The organism is Halomonas sp. MCCC 1A11062 (assembly GCF_021404355.1).
Taxonomy (GTDB): Bacteria; Pseudomonadota; Gammaproteobacteria; order Pseudomonadales; family Halomonadaceae; genus Halomonas; species Halomonas aerodenitrificans.
Genome location: NZ_JABFTW010000013.1, coordinates 58,466 through 76,478, shown reverse-complemented (window position 1 = coordinate 76,478; position 18,013 = coordinate 58,466). Strand labels below are relative to the sequence as shown.

Annotated in this window: 17 protein-coding genes; 9 read left to right on the top strand and 8 right to left on the bottom strand. The window is 57.7% G+C overall.

Annotated elements, in window-relative coordinates; all coding sequences use genetic code 11:
* Window position 1: 1 nt before the first annotated feature.
* Entirely contained in the window at window positions 2-1,180 is a 1,179-nt protein-coding gene (locus HOP58_RS14800) for a TauD/TfdA family dioxygenase (protein ID WP_234260756.1), read from the bottom strand.
* A 375-nt stretch (window positions 1,181-1,555) separates the two neighbouring features.
* On the opposite strand from HOP58_RS14800, the gene leuC reads away from it, so the two are divergent.
* The 4 genes from leuC to HOP58_RS14780 all read left to right on the top strand — a co-directional run bounded on the left by leuC (window position 1,556) and on the right by HOP58_RS14780 (window position 5,560).
* Window positions 1,556-2,950, top strand: a complete 1,395-nt coding sequence (gene leuC, locus HOP58_RS14795; RefSeq protein ID WP_010628728.1) for a 3-isopropylmalate dehydratase large subunit — start codon at window positions 1,556-1,558, stop codon at window positions 2,948-2,950.
* Window positions 2,944-3,561 (top strand): 3-isopropylmalate dehydratase small subunit, encoded by a 618-nt coding sequence (gene leuD, locus HOP58_RS14790; RefSeq protein ID WP_234260755.1) that lies wholly within the window; start codon window positions 2,944-2,946, stop codon window positions 3,559-3,561. Before leuC ends, leuD begins: the two co-directional genes overlap by 7 nt.
* A gap of 46 nt (window positions 3,562-3,607) precedes the next feature.
* On the top strand, window positions 3,608-4,465 hold the full coding sequence (locus tag HOP58_RS14785; RefSeq protein WP_234260754.1) for an isocitrate lyase/PEP mutase family protein: 858 nt from the start codon (window positions 3,608-3,610) through the stop codon (window positions 4,463-4,465).
* A 69-nt stretch (window positions 4,466-4,534) separates the two neighbouring features.
* The gene (locus tag HOP58_RS14780) at window positions 4,535-5,560 is read left to right on the top strand and encodes an AbrB family transcriptional regulator (protein WP_234260753.1); all 1,026 of its coding nucleotides are present in this window, start codon (window positions 4,535-4,537) and stop codon (window positions 5,558-5,560) included.
* Between the two features lie 45 nt (window positions 5,561-5,605).
* Here HOP58_RS14780 and HOP58_RS14775 read toward each other — a convergent pair whose 3' ends face one another.
* The 6 genes from HOP58_RS14775 to HOP58_RS14750 form a co-directional block, all read right to left on the bottom strand.
* The gene (locus tag HOP58_RS14775) at window positions 5,606-6,766 is read right to left on the bottom strand and encodes an iron-containing alcohol dehydrogenase (protein WP_234260752.1); all 1,161 of its coding nucleotides are present in this window, start codon (window positions 6,764-6,766) and stop codon (window positions 5,606-5,608) included.
* A complete protein-coding gene (locus HOP58_RS14770; RefSeq protein WP_010628733.1) occupies window positions 6,766-7,440 on the bottom strand; it encodes a GntR family transcriptional regulator in 675 nt (224 codons plus the stop codon). The genes HOP58_RS14775 and HOP58_RS14770 overlap by 1 nt, the downstream gene beginning before the upstream one ends.
* 42 nt (window positions 7,441-7,482) lie before the next feature.
* Window positions 7,483-9,006 carry a tripartite tricarboxylate transporter permease gene (locus HOP58_RS14765; RefSeq protein WP_010628734.1) on the bottom strand — a complete coding sequence of 508 codons (1,524 nt, stop codon included), beginning with the start codon at window positions 9,004-9,006 and terminating at the stop codon, window positions 7,483-7,485.
* 21 nt (window positions 9,007-9,027) lie between these two features.
* Window positions 9,028-9,513 (bottom strand): tripartite tricarboxylate transporter TctB family protein, encoded by a 486-nt coding sequence (locus tag HOP58_RS14760; protein WP_234260751.1) that lies wholly within the window; start codon window positions 9,511-9,513, stop codon window positions 9,028-9,030.
* Window positions 9,514-9,586: 73 nt separating this feature from the next.
* On the bottom strand, window positions 9,587-10,588 hold the full coding sequence (locus tag HOP58_RS14755; protein ID WP_234260750.1) for a tripartite tricarboxylate transporter substrate binding protein: 1,002 nt from the start codon (window positions 10,586-10,588) through the stop codon (window positions 9,587-9,589).
* Between the two features lie 532 nt (window positions 10,589-11,120).
* Window positions 11,121-12,062: a 3-hydroxyacyl-CoA dehydrogenase gene (locus HOP58_RS14750; RefSeq protein WP_234260749.1), complete on the bottom strand. Its 942-nt coding sequence runs from the start codon at window positions 12,060-12,062 to the stop codon at window positions 11,121-11,123.
* A 142-nt stretch (window positions 12,063-12,204) separates the two neighbouring features.
* On the opposite strand from HOP58_RS14750, the gene hisD reads away from it, so the two are divergent.
* Both hisD and HOP58_RS14740 read left to right on the top strand, forming a co-directional pair.
* Window positions 12,205-13,515, top strand: a complete 1,311-nt coding sequence (gene hisD, locus HOP58_RS14745; RefSeq protein WP_234238854.1) for a histidinol dehydrogenase — start codon at window positions 12,205-12,207, stop codon at window positions 13,513-13,515.
* Complete coding sequence (locus tag HOP58_RS14740) at window positions 13,512-14,264, top strand: SDR family oxidoreductase (RefSeq protein ID WP_234260748.1); 753 nt, start codon at window positions 13,512-13,514, stop codon at window positions 14,262-14,264. Before hisD ends, HOP58_RS14740 begins: the two co-directional genes overlap by 4 nt.
* Before the next feature lie 7 nt (window positions 14,265-14,271).
* On the opposite strand, the gene HOP58_RS14735 is transcribed toward HOP58_RS14740, so the two are convergent.
* Window positions 14,272-15,012: a FadR/GntR family transcriptional regulator gene (locus tag HOP58_RS14735; protein WP_234260747.1), complete on the bottom strand. Its 741-nt coding sequence runs from the start codon at window positions 15,010-15,012 to the stop codon at window positions 14,272-14,274.
* Window positions 15,013-15,240: 228 nt separating this feature from the next.
* Between HOP58_RS14735 and HOP58_RS14730 the strand changes: the two genes are divergently transcribed.
* The 3 genes from HOP58_RS14730 (at window position 15,241) to HOP58_RS14720 (ending at window position 18,002) form a co-directional block, all read left to right on the top strand.
* Window positions 15,241-16,236, top strand: a complete 996-nt coding sequence (locus tag HOP58_RS14730) for an asparaginase (RefSeq protein WP_234260746.1) — start codon at window positions 15,241-15,243, stop codon at window positions 16,234-16,236.
* A 150-nt stretch (window positions 16,237-16,386) separates the two neighbouring features.
* A complete protein-coding gene (locus HOP58_RS14725) occupies window positions 16,387-17,388 on the top strand; it encodes a TRAP transporter substrate-binding protein (RefSeq protein ID WP_234260745.1) in 1,002 nt (333 codons plus the stop codon).
* Between the two features lie 92 nt (window positions 17,389-17,480).
* Window positions 17,481-18,002 (top strand): TRAP transporter small permease, encoded by a 522-nt coding sequence (locus HOP58_RS14720; protein ID WP_234260744.1) that lies wholly within the window; start codon window positions 17,481-17,483, stop codon window positions 18,000-18,002.
* Window positions 18,003-18,013 lie beyond the last annotated feature (11 nt).

The window sequence follows — 18,013 nt, the reverse complement described above, 5'->3', positions numbered from 1 at the left end:
TTCAGGCTGGTATCAGATAGGGCATGCCGTGAAACTCAGCCGCCTGCTTCGTGTACTCTCTTTTTGCTCCATCGAATTTCTTGCCAACGATTCCGCCACGCACGGCACCCGCGGCAACATCGTGGTAGGCTGCTTCAAGCGCGGAAGAGAGCGGCTGACTGTACGGGGTAGAAATCCACGATCTCAACAAATGGCGTTTCTTTTCCTCCTCCTCAAAATCGATAAAATCAGTTCTCGAGTGCAAGATCACATGATTGTTAAGAATTTGCATATCCCCCGGCTCCAACACCATCTCTAAAGTAAAATCATCAGATGCAACAAGCCTATCCAGCATATCCATCGCTTCAGTCTGAGTGGCATCAGGCTGGGGAACGCCATCGAACTCATGGGCATAGCGAATGTGGTTGCGAACATACCGACAACAGAACTCGCCATCTCGCTCAGAAAATATAGGAGCAGCATAATATGGCGGTTCGTCGGAACTCTCCTCACCTTTGCGAGAGTAATAAATATCCTTGTAGAGGGCTTCAAAAAGCTCCGGAGATGTAGAGGCAATCTCGTCTCTCACCGCTATCGAGCAAGCAATACGGCTTTCTCCGCCGCTTTTGGCAGTATTGATACAAAGCAAGCCGACCAGATCCGCCATGTCTGTGTGGTAGTCGAGACGCGCGTTTGTGTTGTAGCCCCTCCCGCTCGCAGAGCGGTAATTCCCGCCGGCATCACGCACGTCGCCGAGCAAGTCGCTATTCACTCCCTGCGGCCGAAGTACTCCCAAGTGGTTGCACAAGCCCCAGTACAGCGCCCGGATACGTTCAACGGACAACGACTCGATAGGCAACCCACGCAGAACGACAAAGCCCAACCCATGCGAGACCGCCTCTTTTACATCGGCAAGCAAGCGATCGAGGTTGCCGAATGGGAAGTCTCGGGCACAGGTTGCCAGCAGCGGCTTACCGGCATTTTCAAAAGCCGCCAAGCCCCCGAGCAGCCCTTCACGCTCTTCCTGCGACAACACCCTGACCCAGGCGTCCTCAGCATCTACCACCTCCTGGCTTTTCCAAGCCCTCGGCGTGGGGCCGACAACGCCACCGGCACATGGCCCAGTTCCTCCGGAAGAGTTCAAGCTTTTGTTTGAGAAACCTTTTTCCCAAATTTCAGGCCCTGATCCGTGCTGTGCCATGTCTCATCTCCAGTTGATAGATTCTTGTCTGTATACTGGCGAATCTCAGCCTTGCTCATTGGATACGTTTTGTCAAATCCCAGCCCTTTCGGACGAGCGGAAAAAAATTGACGATCCGAAAGAAAGGCCGCACCAACTGTCAGAATTAGAATTTTAATTGCTTAATATCAATAGATTATGTTCACCGACATGTTGCACCCGCCTAACGGACTCAGCAGCAACATCAATAGCCAGCGCATCGCCTCGGCATGGGGAAACATCCCTCGTAGCGCTTGATTGGATACGATATGTGGTATATGTATACTCTAGCTGGCATCACACGCCCAGCGATGGCTAACAACGACAGCGAGGCCAACGACAGCGAGGCACGCAGCGATGGGAAGAACACTTTTCGACAAGATATGGGAGTCGCATGTCATCAGCGAACGAGACAATGGCACTGCACTCCTTTTCATCGACCGCCACCTAGTTCACGACGCCACAGCGCAAGCATTCGACCAGCTCAAGAGCGAGGGACAGAAGGTAAGAAGGCCCGACCTTACGTTCGGTATGGCCGACCATTACATTGCCACTCATGACGACCCTGATCGCGATCCCGTGCATGACGCCATGGTGACGACACTGGCAGAAAATGCTCGCGAGCAGGGAATCACCTCCTTCGGAGCGAATGATGAGCGCCAGGGGATCGTACACGTAGCGGGTCCCGAGCTGGGGCTGACCCTGCCAGGCACTCTGCTCGTTTGCGGCGATAGCCATACCTCCACCCACGGCGCATTAGGCGCACTGGCATTTGGCATCGGTGCCTCTGAGGTCGCTCATGTACTGGCCACACAGACGCTTTGGCAGCAGCGCCCCAAGACAATGCGGATCCGCATCGATGGAGAGCTGGGAGTGCATGTCACGGCAAAAGACCTGATCCTCACCATCATCAGAACCATCGGTGCCAATGGTGGTGCCGGGTATGTCATTGAATATGCGGGTGAAGCCATAGACAACCTGTCGATGGAGTCACGTCTTACGCTATGTAACATGTCGATAGAGGCCGGCGCTCGGGGCGGCATGATTGCACCCGATGAAACCACGTTTGCATATTTGAAGGGCAAGCCCTTTGCGCCACAAGGAGAGCTTTTCGAACGTGCCGTAGAAGCATGGCGAGGCCTCAAGAGCGATGACGATGCCCATCATGACAAGGAAGTTGCCATAGATGCCCGCTCGATTGCCCCCACGGTAACCTGGGGAAATTCCCCCGAAACGGCCCTGCCCATTACCGGTCACATTCCGGACCTTGGAGACATCGAGACAAGCAAGATGGAGCAATACCAAGCCACCATCGAATACATGGGTCTCGAGCCGGGTGCGAAACTCACTTCTCTGAAAGTCGACCGGGTATTCATCGGCTCCTGCACCAATAGCCGCCTGGAAGACCTTCGTGAAGCCGCGAAAATTGCAAAGCTTGGCAGAGCCAAAGTGCCTACTATCGTCGTGCCCGGTTCTCAGCAAGTCCGTCAGCAAGCAGAAAAAGAAGGATTGCACGAAATCTTTCACCAGGCAGGTTTCGAGTGGCGTGAGCCTGGTTGCTCCATGTGCGTTGCCATGAACGGCGATTCGGTACCAAGCGGTGCTCGTTGCGCATCCACCTCCAATCGCAACTTCGCTGGCCGCCAAGGCCCGGGAAGTCGTACGCATCTCATGAGCCCAGCAATGGCCGCCGCCGCTGCCATTACCGGTCACCTCACCGACGTCAGGGAGCTGGAGGGCACCAAATGCTAGCTTTTACCACTCACCGTGGACAGGCTCTGAGCTTGCCTTGGGAAAACATCGACACCGATCAAATCATACCGGCGCGATATCTACATCGGCCCCGTGAAGCCGGATACGAGGATCAACTCTTTCATGATCTGCGCTTTACGCCTGATGGCAAGCCGAAAGTAGGATTTCCCCTCAATGACCCCACCCAGGCAGAGTCAACTATTCTCATTGCCGGGAGAAACTTCGGATGTGGTTCATCACGCGAGCACGCCGTATGGGCACTTCTCGATTATGGCTTTCGTGTCGTCATTGCTCCGGATTTTGGCGATATTTTTTTCAATAACAGCCTGAAGAACGGTCTGCTAGTGATTCGCCTGGATGAGCAAAGCATCCAGTCTCTGATGCAAGAAGAAGGTCAACCCCAAATATTGACCGTTGACTTGCCTCAGCAAAGCATCATCAACAGCTCAGATTTACGTTACCCCTTTGAAATCGATGCCTATCGAAAAGAAGCTCTATTAAAAGGCGAGTCGGAAATTCAAATGACTTATCGTCTGCTAGATAAAATCAAAAAATTCGAAACACACCACATCAACGCCAACCCATGGGTCGCAACACCACCAGCATCATGAGGGTGCCGAAGGTGAACAATCGGTATATACAAAGGAGAAGTAAAAAATGACAGCCAAGTCACTTAAAGAACAGCTTAACTCTGGCGAAATCGTCGTTGCACCAGGCATCTATGATATGATTTCAGCCCTGATAGCCGATCGCATGGGCTTCAAGGCTCTCTACGTGACGGGTTATGGCACGGTTGCCTCTCACCTGGGCCTACCCGACGCCGGCATTGCCACTTACAGCGACATGGTCGGCAGAATCGCCACCATGGCGAAAATGACCGACACCCCCATAATCGCCGATGCCGACACCGGCTATGGCGGCCTGCTCAACGTTCATCATACCGTACGAGGCTATGAGGAAGCCGGGGCATCCGCCGTTCAACTGGAAGACCAGGAATTCCCGAAGAAATGCGGTCATACGCCAGACCGTCGAGTCATCCCCTTGGAAGACATGGTGCAAAAGATCAAGGTCGCCTGCGATGCAAGGCGTAGCGACGATCTTGTGATCATTGCACGGACGGACTCGCGCACGGCATTGGGACTCGATGAAGCATTGAAGCGCGCGCAGGCCTACAGCGATGCGGGTGCCGACGTCATCTTCATCGAATCGCCCGAGTCGGAGCAGGAAATGGAAACCATAGGCAAGCACATCGACAAGCCGCTGATCGCCAACATGGTACCAGGGGGTCGTACACCATTATTGTCAGCCGAAAAGCTGCAGTCGCTGGGCTTCGCTCTGGCCATCCACCCTGCCGCCGGCTTCCTGGCCACCGCCGCGGCGCTGGAAAAGAGCTATGCGGACTTGAAGGAAAACGGCGACGTAACCGACTCTTCCCAGCTGTATAGCTTCAGTGAGTTCAATAAGCTGATTGGCTTCCCGGAAGTTTGGGAGTTCGAAAAGCATTATATGGGCTAGCCTCTGCCGATGACTCACCGGGCATTGGCCCGGTGAGATTTCCATGCCCAGCCACTCAGGACTCACGGTTTGGACACCCATATTTCGAGTACGGCCCGAACCCTGGCTTTGGCCAGCCTGGGCGGGCTAGTCGGCAGCGCTGCCGGGCTTCCTGCAGGCTGGCTGCTTGGCGCCATCGGCGCAACCTTGGCAGCCAGCCTCGCCGGCTTTCGCCTCCATTACCCCGGCGAGCTCCAGTCATTGGTCCTGGTACTAGTGGGGATCAGTATCGGCAGCTCCTTGAGCCCACGATTCTTCTCCGAAGCGGCTTCCTGGCTTCCCAGCCTGGCAGGGCTGATGGTCGCCATGCTCACCATCACGTTTACCGTCTCCTATACGCTTGCCAGACTTACCAAGCTCTCCGGGAATACCAGTTTTCTCTCAGCCTACCCCGGGCACATGGTGCTGATTCTGCAAACGGCATCGCAATACCCTTGCAATGTACCGCAAGTCACGATGATCCAGAGCATACGACTACTTTTTCTCGTCGTGCTTTTTCCGCTACTTGCACAAGGAGCCGTAGGCGAAAGAGTTCATCAAGTTCAGGGTACCCACTACACGGCACTCGCCCTGCTCGTTCTCGCAGCGGGCCTGGGCGCCGCCATATGTCAGCGCTGTCGGCTGCCTGCTGCCGCTCTCCTGGGTGCCATCTTGGGGGCGGCCCTGGTTTCCCTCAGTGGGTTCGAAGTGGGCAGGCTGCCCACGGGCCTGAAAGTAACGATCTTCATTCTGACCGGAGCGATGATCGGAACACGCTTCACCGACAGCAGCCTCGGCAGAATGGCCAAGCTGCTGCCCGTGTCGTGTTTTTCCGTAGCGTTGACCCTGTTGGCAACCGGCGCGATCGCCTTTCCCATCAGCGTGGCAGCCGACATACCCTTTACCCAGCTGCTATTGGCCTACGCCCCCGGCGGTGCGGAAGTCATGGCCTTGATCGCTCTCGCAGTCGGTCACGACGCAGGGTTCGTCGGAATCCATCATTTGGCCAGATTGATGTTCATGGCCCTCAGCTTTCCTCTGCTGCGCCGACTGATGATCAGCAAGTCGAGTGACTAGCGGCCGGCGGGCTGGGGTTTTACCCCCTCCGCCCGTATCGTGACCTCAATAGACAGTTCGATAGATCTCGAGAGCGTCCCGCTCCGTCACTTCCCGAGGGTTGTTCACGAGCAAGCGCTGCTGCTGCATGGCGTCTGACGCCAACTCATCAAGAGAGGACTCGAGAACACCGACATCACGCAACCTGAGCGGCAGACCGCTTCTTTTAAGTAGGGCCTCGATGCTTGCAATAAAGCTTTCGCAATCGTCTACGTTAGAGCGGGAGCGCGCTTCTTGCGTGAAAATGGGAGCCAGCTCCGCGTAGAGATCGGCAGCCGTCACCGCATTGAAACGCAGTACTGCAGGAAGCACCAAGGCGTTGGATAGCCCATGGGGCACGTGGTAATGGCCCCCCAGCGGGTAAGCCAAGGCATGTACTGCAGCTACCGGAGCGTTGGCAAAAGCCTGCCCGGCCAAGCAGGAACCCAGCAGCATGGCTTGTCGCGCTTCCAGATCCCGGCCATCCTGCATGACCCGATCGATATGTGTGACGAGTAGGCGCAGAGCCTCCCTGGCGAGCGTATCTGACATCGGATTCTTGCGAATCTTGCTCGTGTAGGCCTCAATCGCATGCACCATGGCATCGATACCCGTCGCCGCCGTCACATGGCGTGGCAGCCCCACCGTCAGGGTGGCATCGAGTACGGCGACATCCGGGAGCAACACCGGCGAGACGATGCCCGATTTAGTCGTCTCGCCTGTCGTCACGATGGAGATGGGCGTCACCTCGGAGCCCGTACCTGCGGTCGTCGGCACCTGGACGAGTGGCAGCCTCTCTCCCTCGAGATTGCCCACCCCATAGGCCTCCTGCAGCGACTGGCGACAATGCAGATGGGCAAAGCACGCCACCAGCTTGGCAACATCCATTGAGCTGCCGCCGCCAAACCCGATGACCAGTTGGGCACGCATCCGCCTGGCCCGCTCCACCGCCTCGAGCACAACCGCTTCGGGAGGATCCGCCACGACGCCGTCGAACAGCTCGACCTTGGCTCCATACTTTTCGAGGTTTTCTATCGCCGGCCCCAGCAAACCTAGCTCGGCAATCCCCGGGTCCGTGACCACAAAGATACGCTCGGCCGAAAACTTGCCCACCACTTCGTGAAGACGCTCAGCCGCGCCATGTTCGACGATCAGCTGTCGCGTAGTATTGAAAACGAAACCTGGCATTATTCCTCCTCGCTCGTCCTGACAAGATCGCATGCTGCCATGATGTGCGACTTCATTATCGATGAGGACCAGTCACTATCACCTGCCGCTATGGCCGCTACGAGATCACGATGGTGTATCAAACTGCGCTGCTCATCCTTGGCCGAGAAGAATCGATACGACCGAATCAAGAAACCGATATCCATGAGAGACAGCGCCGTTTCCTCAAGCTTGGAATTGTCTGCCAGTTTCAGAATCTTGGTATGAAACTTTCTGTTCAATACCGACAGAGACTCGACCGTCTCAGGCGCCAACCGATAGCTTTCCATTTCCTCGCAGATCAGTTCGAGATCTCTGATATCCCTCGGCGTGGCATTTCGCGCCGCAAGCCCGGCGGCACAGCTTTCAAGGCAGGCCCTGACCTGAAATATCTCTATCGCGTCTTTCCTTGTCCAGCCACGCACCGCAGCACCGGAATTGGGATGAAACACCACGAATCCATCCTGGGCGAGGCGATGCAACGCCGTTCGCACGGGTGTTCTGCTGGTACCCACCCGATTTGCCAGCTCATCTTCACGAAGCCTGTCATTGGGCTGGTATTCACCGGCAAGAATCGCTTCGCGTATGATGATATAAGCCCTTTCAGGAGCGGGAAGGTTAGTGAATCTTGGGCTAGCTGTGTCTAAAACTTCCATATTTTCCCACCTTGCACGATATTTTCTCATTCCATAGATCAATCAGGTACGCCTTGCATACCCCAGACTCTCTTTTGCATTACGATATATCTTAAAGGCGATAGGCGCCAAGCAGAACAAGATCATGCATAGCAGGATGAGGCTCACAGGTCGGTTCAGGAAAATGCCTATGGAGAGCTCACCCGCCCCCTGGAAGGTTCTCATCAACTGGCGATCCAGTATCGGGCCGAGGATGATACCGAGAATGACCGCTATCAGGGGGTAGTCATATTTTCTCATCAAGATTCCCAACGCTGCAAAAACGAGCATGATCTTCACATCGAACATTTGCAGGCTGATAGCGTAAGTTCCCGCCACTGAAAATACAGCAATCAAGGGAATCAAAACGATAGTAGGTATATTGATTACCTTGGCTGCGTACAGCGATACCAGCAGACCAGCCATGAACAGGAAGAAAGAAGCTACGACTTGCGCAAACATGATCCCGTATACGAGGCCCTGGTGATCGATGAACAATCTCGGCCCGGGAATTAGCCCTTGCAGCATGAAGGCACCTACCATTACCGCAGTCGCTAAACCACCCGGAATGCCCAAGGACAGCATGGTAGCCAGAGCACCCCCTTCGGATGCATTGTTTGCCGACTCAGCGCTGATCAACCCCTCTTCCGCTCCCTTTCCAAATCCTTCCGGCTTCTTTGAGCTTCGCTTGGCCTCATTATAGCTTACGACGCTAGCCACGGTGGCACCAGCACCAGGCAGAGCGCCGATGATAACACCGATGGTGCTTGACTTTAACACTGTCAAGGGATGCTTCAAAACACGACCGAAACCGTAGAGAAGACTATGCAGATTTTTTTCACTTTCGCCTTTGCGTTTGCTTCCACCGGTAACGTAACGCTGCTGCAACATATAGAACAGTTCTGAAAAACCGATCAGTCCTATCAAAGCCGGTATGACAGGAATGCCGTCCATCAATTCAAAATAACCGTGGGTACCACGAATTGCACCGGTCGACGTCATGCCTACGGTTCCCAACAGTACCCCAAAACCACCCGCGATGATGGCCTTGAGAAAGCTGTTATGCAACGCAGCAATAACCGTAAGTCCCAACACACCCACCAGAAACAGTTCGGGCGGACCGAACATCAACGCAACCGTGACGATAAGCGGCATGACCAGAATCAGAAAGAAAGCACCGAGCAGGTTACCCATGGCGGAGGAGGCGACTGCCATACCCAGTGCCTCACTCGCTCTTCCCTGCTTCGTCATGGGGTTACCGTCAAAGCCTGTCACGATAGCCTGGGGAGAGCCCGGTATGTTCAGCAGAATCGAGGAGATAGAGCTGCCGAAATTCCCTCCCGCATAAATGGCAGTGAGAAATGCTATCCCCAGAACCGGGCTCATTGGGTAAGTCAGCGGCAGCATGATGCTGATGGCCAGAGGCGTACTGAACCCAGGAATGGCACCGGTAATGATTCCGAAAAACACTCCTAAAAGAATAATGGACATGACTTTCCAATCGGCAAGAAGGCCAAGACCCTCCAAGATAGGAGCAGCATCGAACATAAAAAATCTCCGACCAAGCGGTTAAAATAGAATTCCTTTAGGAAGCGGGATGCTCAGCCACATATCGAAAGTCAAATGAATGAACAGAGCCGTTCCTGCGGGAAAAATTACAATAATCAGCCAAGATTTAACGGAGAACAAAATCAAAAGCAATGCCATATAGAGCCAGGATGAGATCACGAAACCCACCCACTCAATTCCAAACACATAAGCCACTGTCAGCACCGCAAACGACACCGTTGCTGCTTTGTTGGTGATTTTTCTCTCGCCTGCTTCGCTGCCGGAAGCGGATACTGGCTTACCAATCAGCAAGCTATACACGTAAGCAGCTACCAGAATGGTAAACGCCACGACTATAACGAAATATACCGGCTGAATGAGCAGCAAGTTAACTTCACGCCTTGGCAACCCGCTTACTTCCATGTAGTAGTAAGTTGCGTAAGCCAGCATGATAGAAGGAACGATAAACTCACCGCCCTTCTTTCCCAACTGCCTTAAAAAATCCATAAGCGTTCATCCCATAAAGCAATTAGTGCGTGCCAAGGAAAAGGAGAGGCGCGCTAGCGCCCCTCCCTATCGATCAGTTTCCTGACAGCATATCGCCGTATCTTTCCACGACCTCATGGATTTCATAAATAATTTCCTTCGACTCTTCAGGCCCGTAGTAGCCTGAAATCAAGTCGGAGCCGAGGTTTTCGATATGTGCCTGGTAAGCATCGCTGTTGAACACTTCCTGGTAGCTTGCAACGATGGCTTCGAAAGCTTCAGGGTTTTCCTCAGCAAAGCTGGTATGTACGGCAAGAAAGCGGTTATCGCCAATGGCGGGAAGGTCCGCCTCTGGAAAGGCTTCGTTCACCGGCGGGGCATCCGGCCAGCCAGGGAATGTCTCATGTGAAGAAACGGCCAGCACACGCACCTGATCACCGAGTGTCATATCGCCATATGCCGAAGAAAACGCGGCATCGGAGTGACCGCCAAGCAGATCCGTGCGCTGCTCGCCACCACCATCGAAGGTCACGATATTGGGATTCAGCTCCAGCGTATCGAGAAATGCCAGGCCAAAGAGGTGCGTTCCAGAGCCGGTCGCCATGGACATGGTAACGCTACCCGGGTTCTCGCGAATGCTCTCGACCAGCTCTTCGATGGTTTCATAGGGAGAGTCGGCACGAACGACGATCGAGGTATAGTCGCGCTGCTCGATATTAATGAAGGTGAAGTCGTCCAGATCGAAATCGGCACCTTGAGCCACGATGTTCATGCTCAAGGTCGGCTGAATGCCTGCGAACAGGTAGTGACCGTTGGACGGAGAACCGAGAAACGTTCTGGAGCCCAGCAAGCCTGAAGCCCCACCACGGTTGTCCACGATCATGGCGTAGTCGTGAAACTCCTCCCAATGCTGGGTCAACCCGCGCGCAAAACGATCGATGGAGCCACCTGCACTAAAAGGCAGGATGAGCCTGACGTTTTCCGTCGGCCATTCGGCAGCATTGGCGGAAAAGGCTGCTCCCGGCGCTGCGGCCACGAGGATAGCGCCGGCAAAGAGCGCCTTGGCGGTCGTTTTCATCTTGGGCTGGACAGTCATGCCTGCTCCTCTCTTTCTATTGTTTTTGCGATTGTTTGCGATCGTTTTACGTTCGCTTCATGTGCCCATTTAGTAATTGTTCTTGGCGATACGAGCGATTCGGGCGGGCTCAACCCTGACCAAAGTCGCCCTGACTTGTATCCCAAACTAGTTTATTGGATACGATCAGTCAAGAAAGCCTATAACCAGACCTTTGTCTAACCTTGTCCAGCTGATGCACAGCAGGGTATCGCTCACAAGGCTCTTCACCGCCAAAGCGAAAGTCTTAACTAACCATATGTATTTAAATAAATTTCCAGAGGCAGGACGATTGAGCCTAACAATCGGCGTGCGGAGGCGTGCCGTAAGCAGGAGTATGAGCCGGCCCTTGCAGGCAGGCTCTTCGTGTCGATTGCGAGAATTGGATACGAAAACGTCAGGGCATGCAGGTCGGGCCGTCAGGCCCGGCCCTCAGCCCCTCTGGTGCGTGAAGAACTCGTGATCCGAGATCCGGCCAGTAGAGCCACATCGCGAGAGGTCACGGACCTCCGCTTCATGCGTCGCGCTCGTCTTGCAGCTTGCTGTAAGCGCCAAGCGCCATCAGTTGGCGGTCACGCCAAGCCTGGCGTTCGGCCAGCCCTTCGAGAGGCAGCGCCGTGCGTCGTTCCGCCTCCAGCGCCGCAAGGGTTTCCGCCTGCCAGGGAGAGGCCCCATCGCGCTGGGCATCCACATCGGCATAGAGCGGGCCATAGCGGCGAGCGTAATCGGTCACCCCCGCCGGGGCATTGAGATCGATCGTCTCGAACGGCCCCATGAACGACCACCGCAGCCCCAGGCCATGCTTGACGGTCTTGTCCAGATCCTCGGCCGAGACATAGCCGTCACGGAACAGGCGCAGCGCCTCGTTGAGCAGCGCCCCCTGCAGCCGATTGAGAACGAAGCCAGGCAACTCGCGCTTGACCAGCACCGGCACCTGGCCCACCTCGGACATCAAGGCCAGCGTTCTTTCGACCGCATCCGGGCTTGTGTTCGGTGCAGGCACCACCTCGACCACCGGCACCAGATAAGGGGGATTCACCGGGTGCGCCACCAGACAGCGCTGCGGATGCGTCAAGTGCCCCGTGAAGCGCGACGCCGCAATGCCTGAAGTGGAGCTGGCAAGAATGGTGTCGGGCGCCGTTGCCGCCTCGAGGCGCGAGTATATTTCCTGCTTCACCTCGAGATTCTCGGGGCCGCACTCCTGCACGTAGGCGGCTTCACCCACCGCGAGTGCCAGGTCGGGTTCGATCTCGATGCGCGCCAGAATCGCCTCGGGATCATCGACCAGGCCGGCGCGCTGCAGGTCCTGCAACGACTGGCGAATCGCTTGCGTCGCACCCGCCAGGGCCTCCGGCTGGGCATCATACAGCCTCACCGAGCGCCCCGCCCGAGCAAAGACCATCGACCAAGCCCGTCCTATCAGTCCTGCCCCCACTACCGCGATAGGCTCCGACATGCTGCCTCCTATTGACTCAAATGACTTTCGGCTCGAATGGCTGAAACAAGACAATTGCATTCGTATGCAATCGATACTAACTTTGCGGTGAGCCGTCTGTCGAGGCAACTCGATTACTCGTACAATTCAGCAGGAAACCGCCATGATCCGACGACTGAAAGCGGGCGCCCCGAGCGAAGCCCGCGCCGAAGCCGACCGTAAGGTTCGGGAAACCGTCGAACAAACGCTTCAAGCCATCGAGACACGCGGCGATGAAGCCGTGCGAGAGCTTTCGGAAAAATTCGACCGCTGGTCGCCCGCCACCTTCCGGCTGAGCCAAGCCGAGATCGAACGGGCAATATCGGAGCTCACGGCGCAAGAACTCGACGACATCCGCTTCGCCCAAGCGCAGATTCGCCGCTTCGCCGAGGCCCAGTTGGCCAGTATGCAAGACGTCGAAGTGGAAACACGGCCCGGCGTAGTGCTCGGGCATAAGCACATCCCGGTCAATTCCGTTGGCTGCTACGTACCCGGCGGCGCCTACCCCATGGTCGCTTCTGCGCACATGAGCGTGCTGACCGCCAAGGTAGCCGGTGTCAAACGCGTCATCGCTGCCGCCCCGCCCTATCAAGGCAAGCCGCATCCGGCCATCGTGGCGGCGATGCATCTGGCCGGAGCCGATGAAATCCTGGTGCTTGGTGGCGTACAGGCGGTTGGCGCCATGGCCATCGGTACCGAGTCCATCGAACCGGTCGACATGCTGGTCGGCCCAGGCAATGCCTTCGTTGCCGAAGCCAAGCGACAGCTCTTCGGTCGGGTCGGCATCGACCTGTTCGCCGGCCCCACCGAAACCCTGGTCATCGCCGACGAAACCGTCGACGGCCTGCTCTGCGCTACCGACCTGCTGGGTCAGGCCGAGCACGGCCCCACCTCGCCCGCAGCCCTGCTCACCAACTCCGAGGCGTTGGCCAAGGCGACGCTCACCGCCATCGATGAGCTGCTGGCCAAGCTGCCCACCGCCGAGATCGCCCGCCAGGCATGGAACGACTACGGCGAGGTCATCGTTTGCGACAGCCACGAAGAAATGCTGCAGGTCGCCGACGAGATGGCCTACGAGCACGTCCAGGTGATGACCGAAGACCCCAACCTCTATCTCGACAGGCTGACGAACTACGGCGCCCTCTTCCTCGGCCCGCGCACCAACGTGGCCTACGGCGACAAGGTGATCGGCACCAACCATACCCTGCCGACCCGGAAAGCCGCGCGTTATACCGGCGGGCTGTGGGTCGGCAAGTTCCTCAAGACCTGCACCTATCAGAAGGTGCTCACCGACGAGGCTTCCGCCGAAATTGGGAGCTACTGCTCACGCCTGTGTGCGCTGGAAGGCTTTGCCGGACACGGCGAGCAGGCCAACGAACGCGTACGCCGCTACGGCAAGCGTGACGTACCCTATGCCTCCGCGGTACCGGTATGAAGCTGCCGCAAACCCCGAGCCTGCGCCTGGATGGGCGCAGCGCTCTCGTCACCGGCGCCAGCCAGGGCATCGGGCTGGCCTGCGCCTGCGCCCTGGCTCAAGCGGGCGCACGAGTGACTCTGGTGGCCCGCAACGCCGAGCGGCTGGAAGAAGTGGTCGCGGCTCTGCGCACCGCCGGGCACGAAGCGGAAGGCCTGGCACTGGACGTGCAAGACCAGGGCGCCACCCGTCGCGCCCTGGCGGTCCGGCGCTTCGACATACTGGTCAACAACGCCGGCACCAACCGCCCCAAACCGATCGACCAGGTCACGGAAGAGGACTACGCCGCGGTCATGGCGCTCAACGTCCGGGCTACCTACTTCCTGACCCAAACGGTGATCGAAGAGATGTCCGCCGGCGGCAGCGTGATCAATGTCTCCTCACAGATGGGACACGTGGGCGCCAAGAACCGCAGCCTCTACTGCGCCTCGAAAGCGGCAGTGGAAGGCATGACCCGCGCCATGGCGGTCGAACTGGGCCCTCGTGGCATTCGCGTCAACAGCCTTTGCCCGACCTTCATCGAAACCCCGATGACACAACCCTTCTTCCAGGAACCCGGCTTCCGGGAGGCAGTGCTCGCGCAAATACCGCTGGAAAGGCTCGGCCACATCGAAGACGTGATGGGCCCCGTGGTGTTTCTCGCCTCGCCCGCCGCCAACCTGATCACCGGCAGCGCCTTGATGGTCGACGGCGGCTGGACCGCGCATTGATCAACCGCTAGGTCTCTCCTTCCACGTAGGTCAGGTTGGTTTCCCAGCTTTTGCTACTGACTTCGATGGCGGCGCGAACGGCTTCGCCATCGCCTTGCTGAAACGCCTGGTAGATCGCCTTGTGATCCTTCAGTGCCACGTCGGGCAGGGTCTGCATGGAGGTTTCCAGCGCCGCCTCGATCAATTGCAGCAGCGTCTCGCCGACGCGAATGGTCATCGGGTTGTGGGTGGCGTGAAGAATGGCCCGGTGGAAGGCAACATCGTGTCGCGCCGTCTGCTCACCGTTGGCAATGGCCGCCTCCATGTCGTCGATGGCCTGGCGAATCCGCGCATGATCCTCCGCAGTGGCATTGCCCATCGCCTGCAAGGTGTAGGCCGGCTCGAACATACGGCGAAACTCGAGCAAGTCGCGGGTCATGCCGCGGGCCAGGATCATGCCGAAGGCCATGGGGTCGACGATCGGCTCACCGGGTTCGCGCCGAATCATCGTGCCCTGCCCACGCCGCACCTCCACGATGCCGATTGCCTGGAGCATCTTGATGGCCTCACGAACGCTGGACTTGCCGATGCCCAGGCTATGCGTCAACTCCGTCTCGGTGGGCAGGAAATCGCCAGGCTTGAGCTCGCCACGGATCAGAGCGCCCTTGATTCGCTCGAGCAGTTGCATGGCCACTGAGCTTCTCTCGATGGAGCCACCAAAAGAGTCGCATGGGGTGGCTCGGGCGGTGAGCTGGCGTTTCGTACTCATGTGGCCTCTCGTTTTACGGTTAACGAACTTACAAATTTTTATTAGACACAACAACCAGTTAACGCACCTCTACCTGCCCCTCAAGAATCGTCCATAGCCTCTCGATTGTGTCGCGCTCTTGCGTTTGTAGCAAATTTTTGCATAGCATATCACAACTGACATCAGACATCAGATGTCTTGCCAGCAGGCGTTCAAGGTTACGCTTGCGCAACACCACGGACACGAGCAATGACAAAAAGCAGAATCGTCGTACTGGCCACCGGCGGCACCATCGCCAGTCAACTCGACGCCTCGGGACGCAACCGCTCCGGCGCCCTCCAGGGCGAAACTCTGCTGGCCCAGGTCAGCCTGCCGACCGATTTCACCGCACAGGTCGAGGTGCGCTCGCTCCTGCAAAAGCCCAGCAACGCCATTACCTTCGAAGACCTATTGGGCCTACGTGAAGCGTGCCTGGATATCGCTGCACAAGACGACGTGCAAGGCATCGTCATCACTCACGGCACCGACACCCTCGAAGAGACAGCCTACTTTCTCGACATCACCCTACCCGACGGCAAGCCAGTGGTGCTGACCGGTTCGCAGCGGGCCCCACACGAGCCGGGCACCGACGCCTTCTGCAACATCGCCGATGCCTTGAAGGTAGCAGCCTCGTCACAAGCGGCCGGGCTCGGTCCGCTGGTGGTATTCAACCAATCGATCTTCGCCGCCAGACAGGTACGCAAGGTCAGCACCTTTCAGGTGCACGGCTTCGCCGCCCCCGACACCGGGCCATTGGGGTACGTGGACGGCGCCCAAGTGCGGCTGAGCGCCACCCCTCAGCGTCCTGCAGGCACGCCCTTACCGATAGAGAGCGCCATGCCCCGGGTCGACATCCTGCCCGCTTATCTCGGCGCTTCGCCAAGCCTGGTCGAAGCGGCGGTGGCAAGCGGTGCAGTCGGACTAGTGATCGAGGGGCTTGGGCGTGGCCACGTACCTCCCGACTGGATGCAAGCCATCGCCAATATCACCGCACGCGGCATACCGGTCATGGTGGTCAGCAGTTGCGCCAGCGGCCCCGTTCACGCCAGTTACGAGTTCATCGGCAGCCTCGCCAGCCTGGAGTCGGCGGGGGTCATGCCGGTTACCGACCTTAGCGCACGCAAGGCACGCCTGGCGTTATCGACACTACTTGCCTCCACCGGCGCTCAGCCACTGGCGGAGAGAGTGAAACTCCTGGCCGCCTGACGCCCCATAGCGGGCATGAGCCAGGAACCTGCCTCGGGCGAGTTTCGCAGGGAAACGAGGTCATGACGCATGGCGTACGAGCCGCAATCGGCTGCCCATGCGCAACCAACAACGTTGGACACGCGACAAGAACCCACAACGAGGTGAAAGATGAAAAACAAACTGAGCAAAGCAACGCTGGTCGCGGCCATTGCCGCCGCCTCCCTTGGCATGGGTCAGGCCCAGGCCGCCGAATACACCTTCCGCTTCGCACACGTACTGATCGAGGACACCCCGAACGGTCAGGCCGCGCTGCGCTTCAAGCAGGAAGTGGAAGAGAACTCGGACGGCAGAATTCGTATCGACGTGTTGCCGGCAGCCCAGGTGGGCGGCGACGTGGAGATCATCGAACAGATCCAGATGGGGCTGATCGACATCGGCATCCCGCCGACGGCCACCCTGGGTAACTTCGAGCCGCGCCTGCAGATCCTCGATCTACCGTTCCTGATCTCGGACTACGACACCATGGTCAAGGTGCTGGACGGCGACGTGGGCCGTGAGATCCTCGACACCCTGGAAGCCCACAACATGTACGGTGTGAACTTCTGGGGAGCCGGCTTCCGTCACATGAGCAACAACGAGCGACCCATCGAGGGCCCGGACGACCTGGAGCGCATTCGCATGCGCACCATGCAGGCGCCGATCATCATCTCCACCTATCAGAACTTCGGCGCCAACGCCACGGCCATGGCCTTCACCGAGGTTTACAACGGCCTGCAGCAGGGTGTCGTTTCCGGTCAGGAGAACCCACTGGCCAACATCTACACCATGCGCTTCCATGAAGTGCAGGACTACCTCACCCTGACCAACCACGCCTACCACGGCTATGCCGCCGTGATGAACAGCGACTCCTGGAACTCCCTACCCGAGGACCTTCAGGAGGTCATGCGCGAAGCCTTCGACAACGGCCGCGACATGGCCCGCGAACTGACCCTGCAGGATGAAGAGCGCATTCTCGAGGCCATCCAGGACGAGATCGCCATCAACGAGCTCACCCCAGAGGCCCGCGAGGCGTTCATCGAAGCCAGCATGCCGGTTCACCGCGAATACGAAAGCGTGGTCACCACCGAGCTGCTGCACAAGGTATACGACGAGGTCGGCATCTCCTACTGAAGCCACGCACCCGCAGGTTTGCCGCTGCCCGCGCCATGAGCGCCGGGCAGCGGTACCGTGCCTTCCCTGACTCCAACCGAGTGGCCTCAACCATGTTCGACGCACTCAACAAGGTTCTGGACTTTCTGGAGAGCGTGGCGATGGTCGTGTTCATGTCGATCGCCACCGTGCTCACCACGCTTCAAGTCGTCTATCGGTATGGCTTCAACAGCTCGATCTTCTGGGTCGAGGAAGTCGTCATCTACTCCATCATCTGCATGAGCTTCGTCGGCGCCAGCATGGGCGTACGTCATGGGGTGCACATCTCCGTCGACGTCCTCAACGCTTTCGTGCCGCCTGCCGTCAATCGCTGGCTGCACATCATCGCCGCCCTGCTCGGCATCGCCTTCGCCGGCTACCTGACCTATTACGGCTTCCAGCTCTACTTCAATACCCTGGGGCGTGGCCAGCTCACCGCAGCCCTGCGCCTGCCAATGGCCTGGTTCTACCTGCCTATAGGCATCTCGGGAATTCTGCTGATCCTGCGCTATCTGTGGGTGATTCACGAAGCCTGGACCAAGCCACCGGTCAGCCTCGCCGAAGAGCTCGCCGCCGAAAAAGACAAGCTCGTCTGACGACTGGAGTT

What these genes read in the sequence shown, in the direction of transcription:
- leuC (WP_010628728.1), top strand. Translation starts at nt 1,556, where the DNA reads ATGGGAAGAACACTTTTCGACAAGATATGGGAGTCGCATGTCATCAGC.
- HOP58_RS14765 (WP_010628734.1), bottom strand. Translation starts at nt 9,006, where the DNA reads ATGTTCGATGCTGCTCCTATCTTGGAGGGTCTTGGCCTTCTTGCCGAT.
- HOP58_RS14750 (WP_234260749.1), bottom strand. Translation starts at nt 12,062, where the DNA reads ATGTCGGAGCCTATCGCGGTAGTGGGGGCAGGACTGATAGGACGGGCT.
- HOP58_RS14770 (WP_010628733.1), bottom strand. Translation starts at nt 7,440, where the DNA reads ATGGAAGTTTTAGACACAGCTAGCCCAAGATTCACTAACCTTCCCGCT.
- HOP58_RS14730 (WP_234260746.1), top strand. Translation starts at nt 15,241, where the DNA reads ATGACAAAAAGCAGAATCGTCGTACTGGCCACCGGCGGCACCATCGCC.
- HOP58_RS14735 (WP_234260747.1), bottom strand. Translation starts at nt 15,012, where the DNA reads ATGAGTACGAAACGCCAGCTCACCGCCCGAGCCACCCCATGCGACTCT.
- hisD (WP_234238854.1), top strand. Translation starts at nt 12,205, where the DNA reads ATGATCCGACGACTGAAAGCGGGCGCCCCGAGCGAAGCCCGCGCCGAA.
- HOP58_RS14720 (WP_234260744.1), top strand. Translation starts at nt 17,481, where the DNA reads ATGTTCGACGCACTCAACAAGGTTCTGGACTTTCTGGAGAGCGTGGCG.
- HOP58_RS14725 (WP_234260745.1), top strand. Translation starts at nt 16,387, where the DNA reads ATGAAAAACAAACTGAGCAAAGCAACGCTGGTCGCGGCCATTGCCGCC.
- HOP58_RS14800 (WP_234260756.1), bottom strand. Translation starts at nt 1,180, where the DNA reads ATGGCACAGCACGGATCAGGGCCTGAAATTTGGGAAAAAGGTTTCTCA.
- HOP58_RS14740 (WP_234260748.1), top strand. Translation starts at nt 13,512, where the DNA reads ATGAAGCTGCCGCAAACCCCGAGCCTGCGCCTGGATGGGCGCAGCGCT.
- HOP58_RS14785 (WP_234260754.1), top strand. Translation starts at nt 3,608, where the DNA reads ATGACAGCCAAGTCACTTAAAGAACAGCTTAACTCTGGCGAAATCGTC.
- HOP58_RS14755 (WP_234260750.1), bottom strand. Translation starts at nt 10,588, where the DNA reads ATGACTGTCCAGCCCAAGATGAAAACGACCGCCAAGGCGCTCTTTGCC.
- HOP58_RS14775 (WP_234260752.1), bottom strand. Translation starts at nt 6,766, where the DNA reads ATGCCAGGTTTCGTTTTCAATACTACGCGACAGCTGATCGTCGAACAT.
- leuD (WP_234260755.1), top strand. Translation starts at nt 2,944, where the DNA reads ATGCTAGCTTTTACCACTCACCGTGGACAGGCTCTGAGCTTGCCTTGG.
- HOP58_RS14760 (WP_234260751.1), bottom strand. Translation starts at nt 9,513, where the DNA reads ATGGATTTTTTAAGGCAGTTGGGAAAGAAGGGCGGTGAGTTTATCGTT.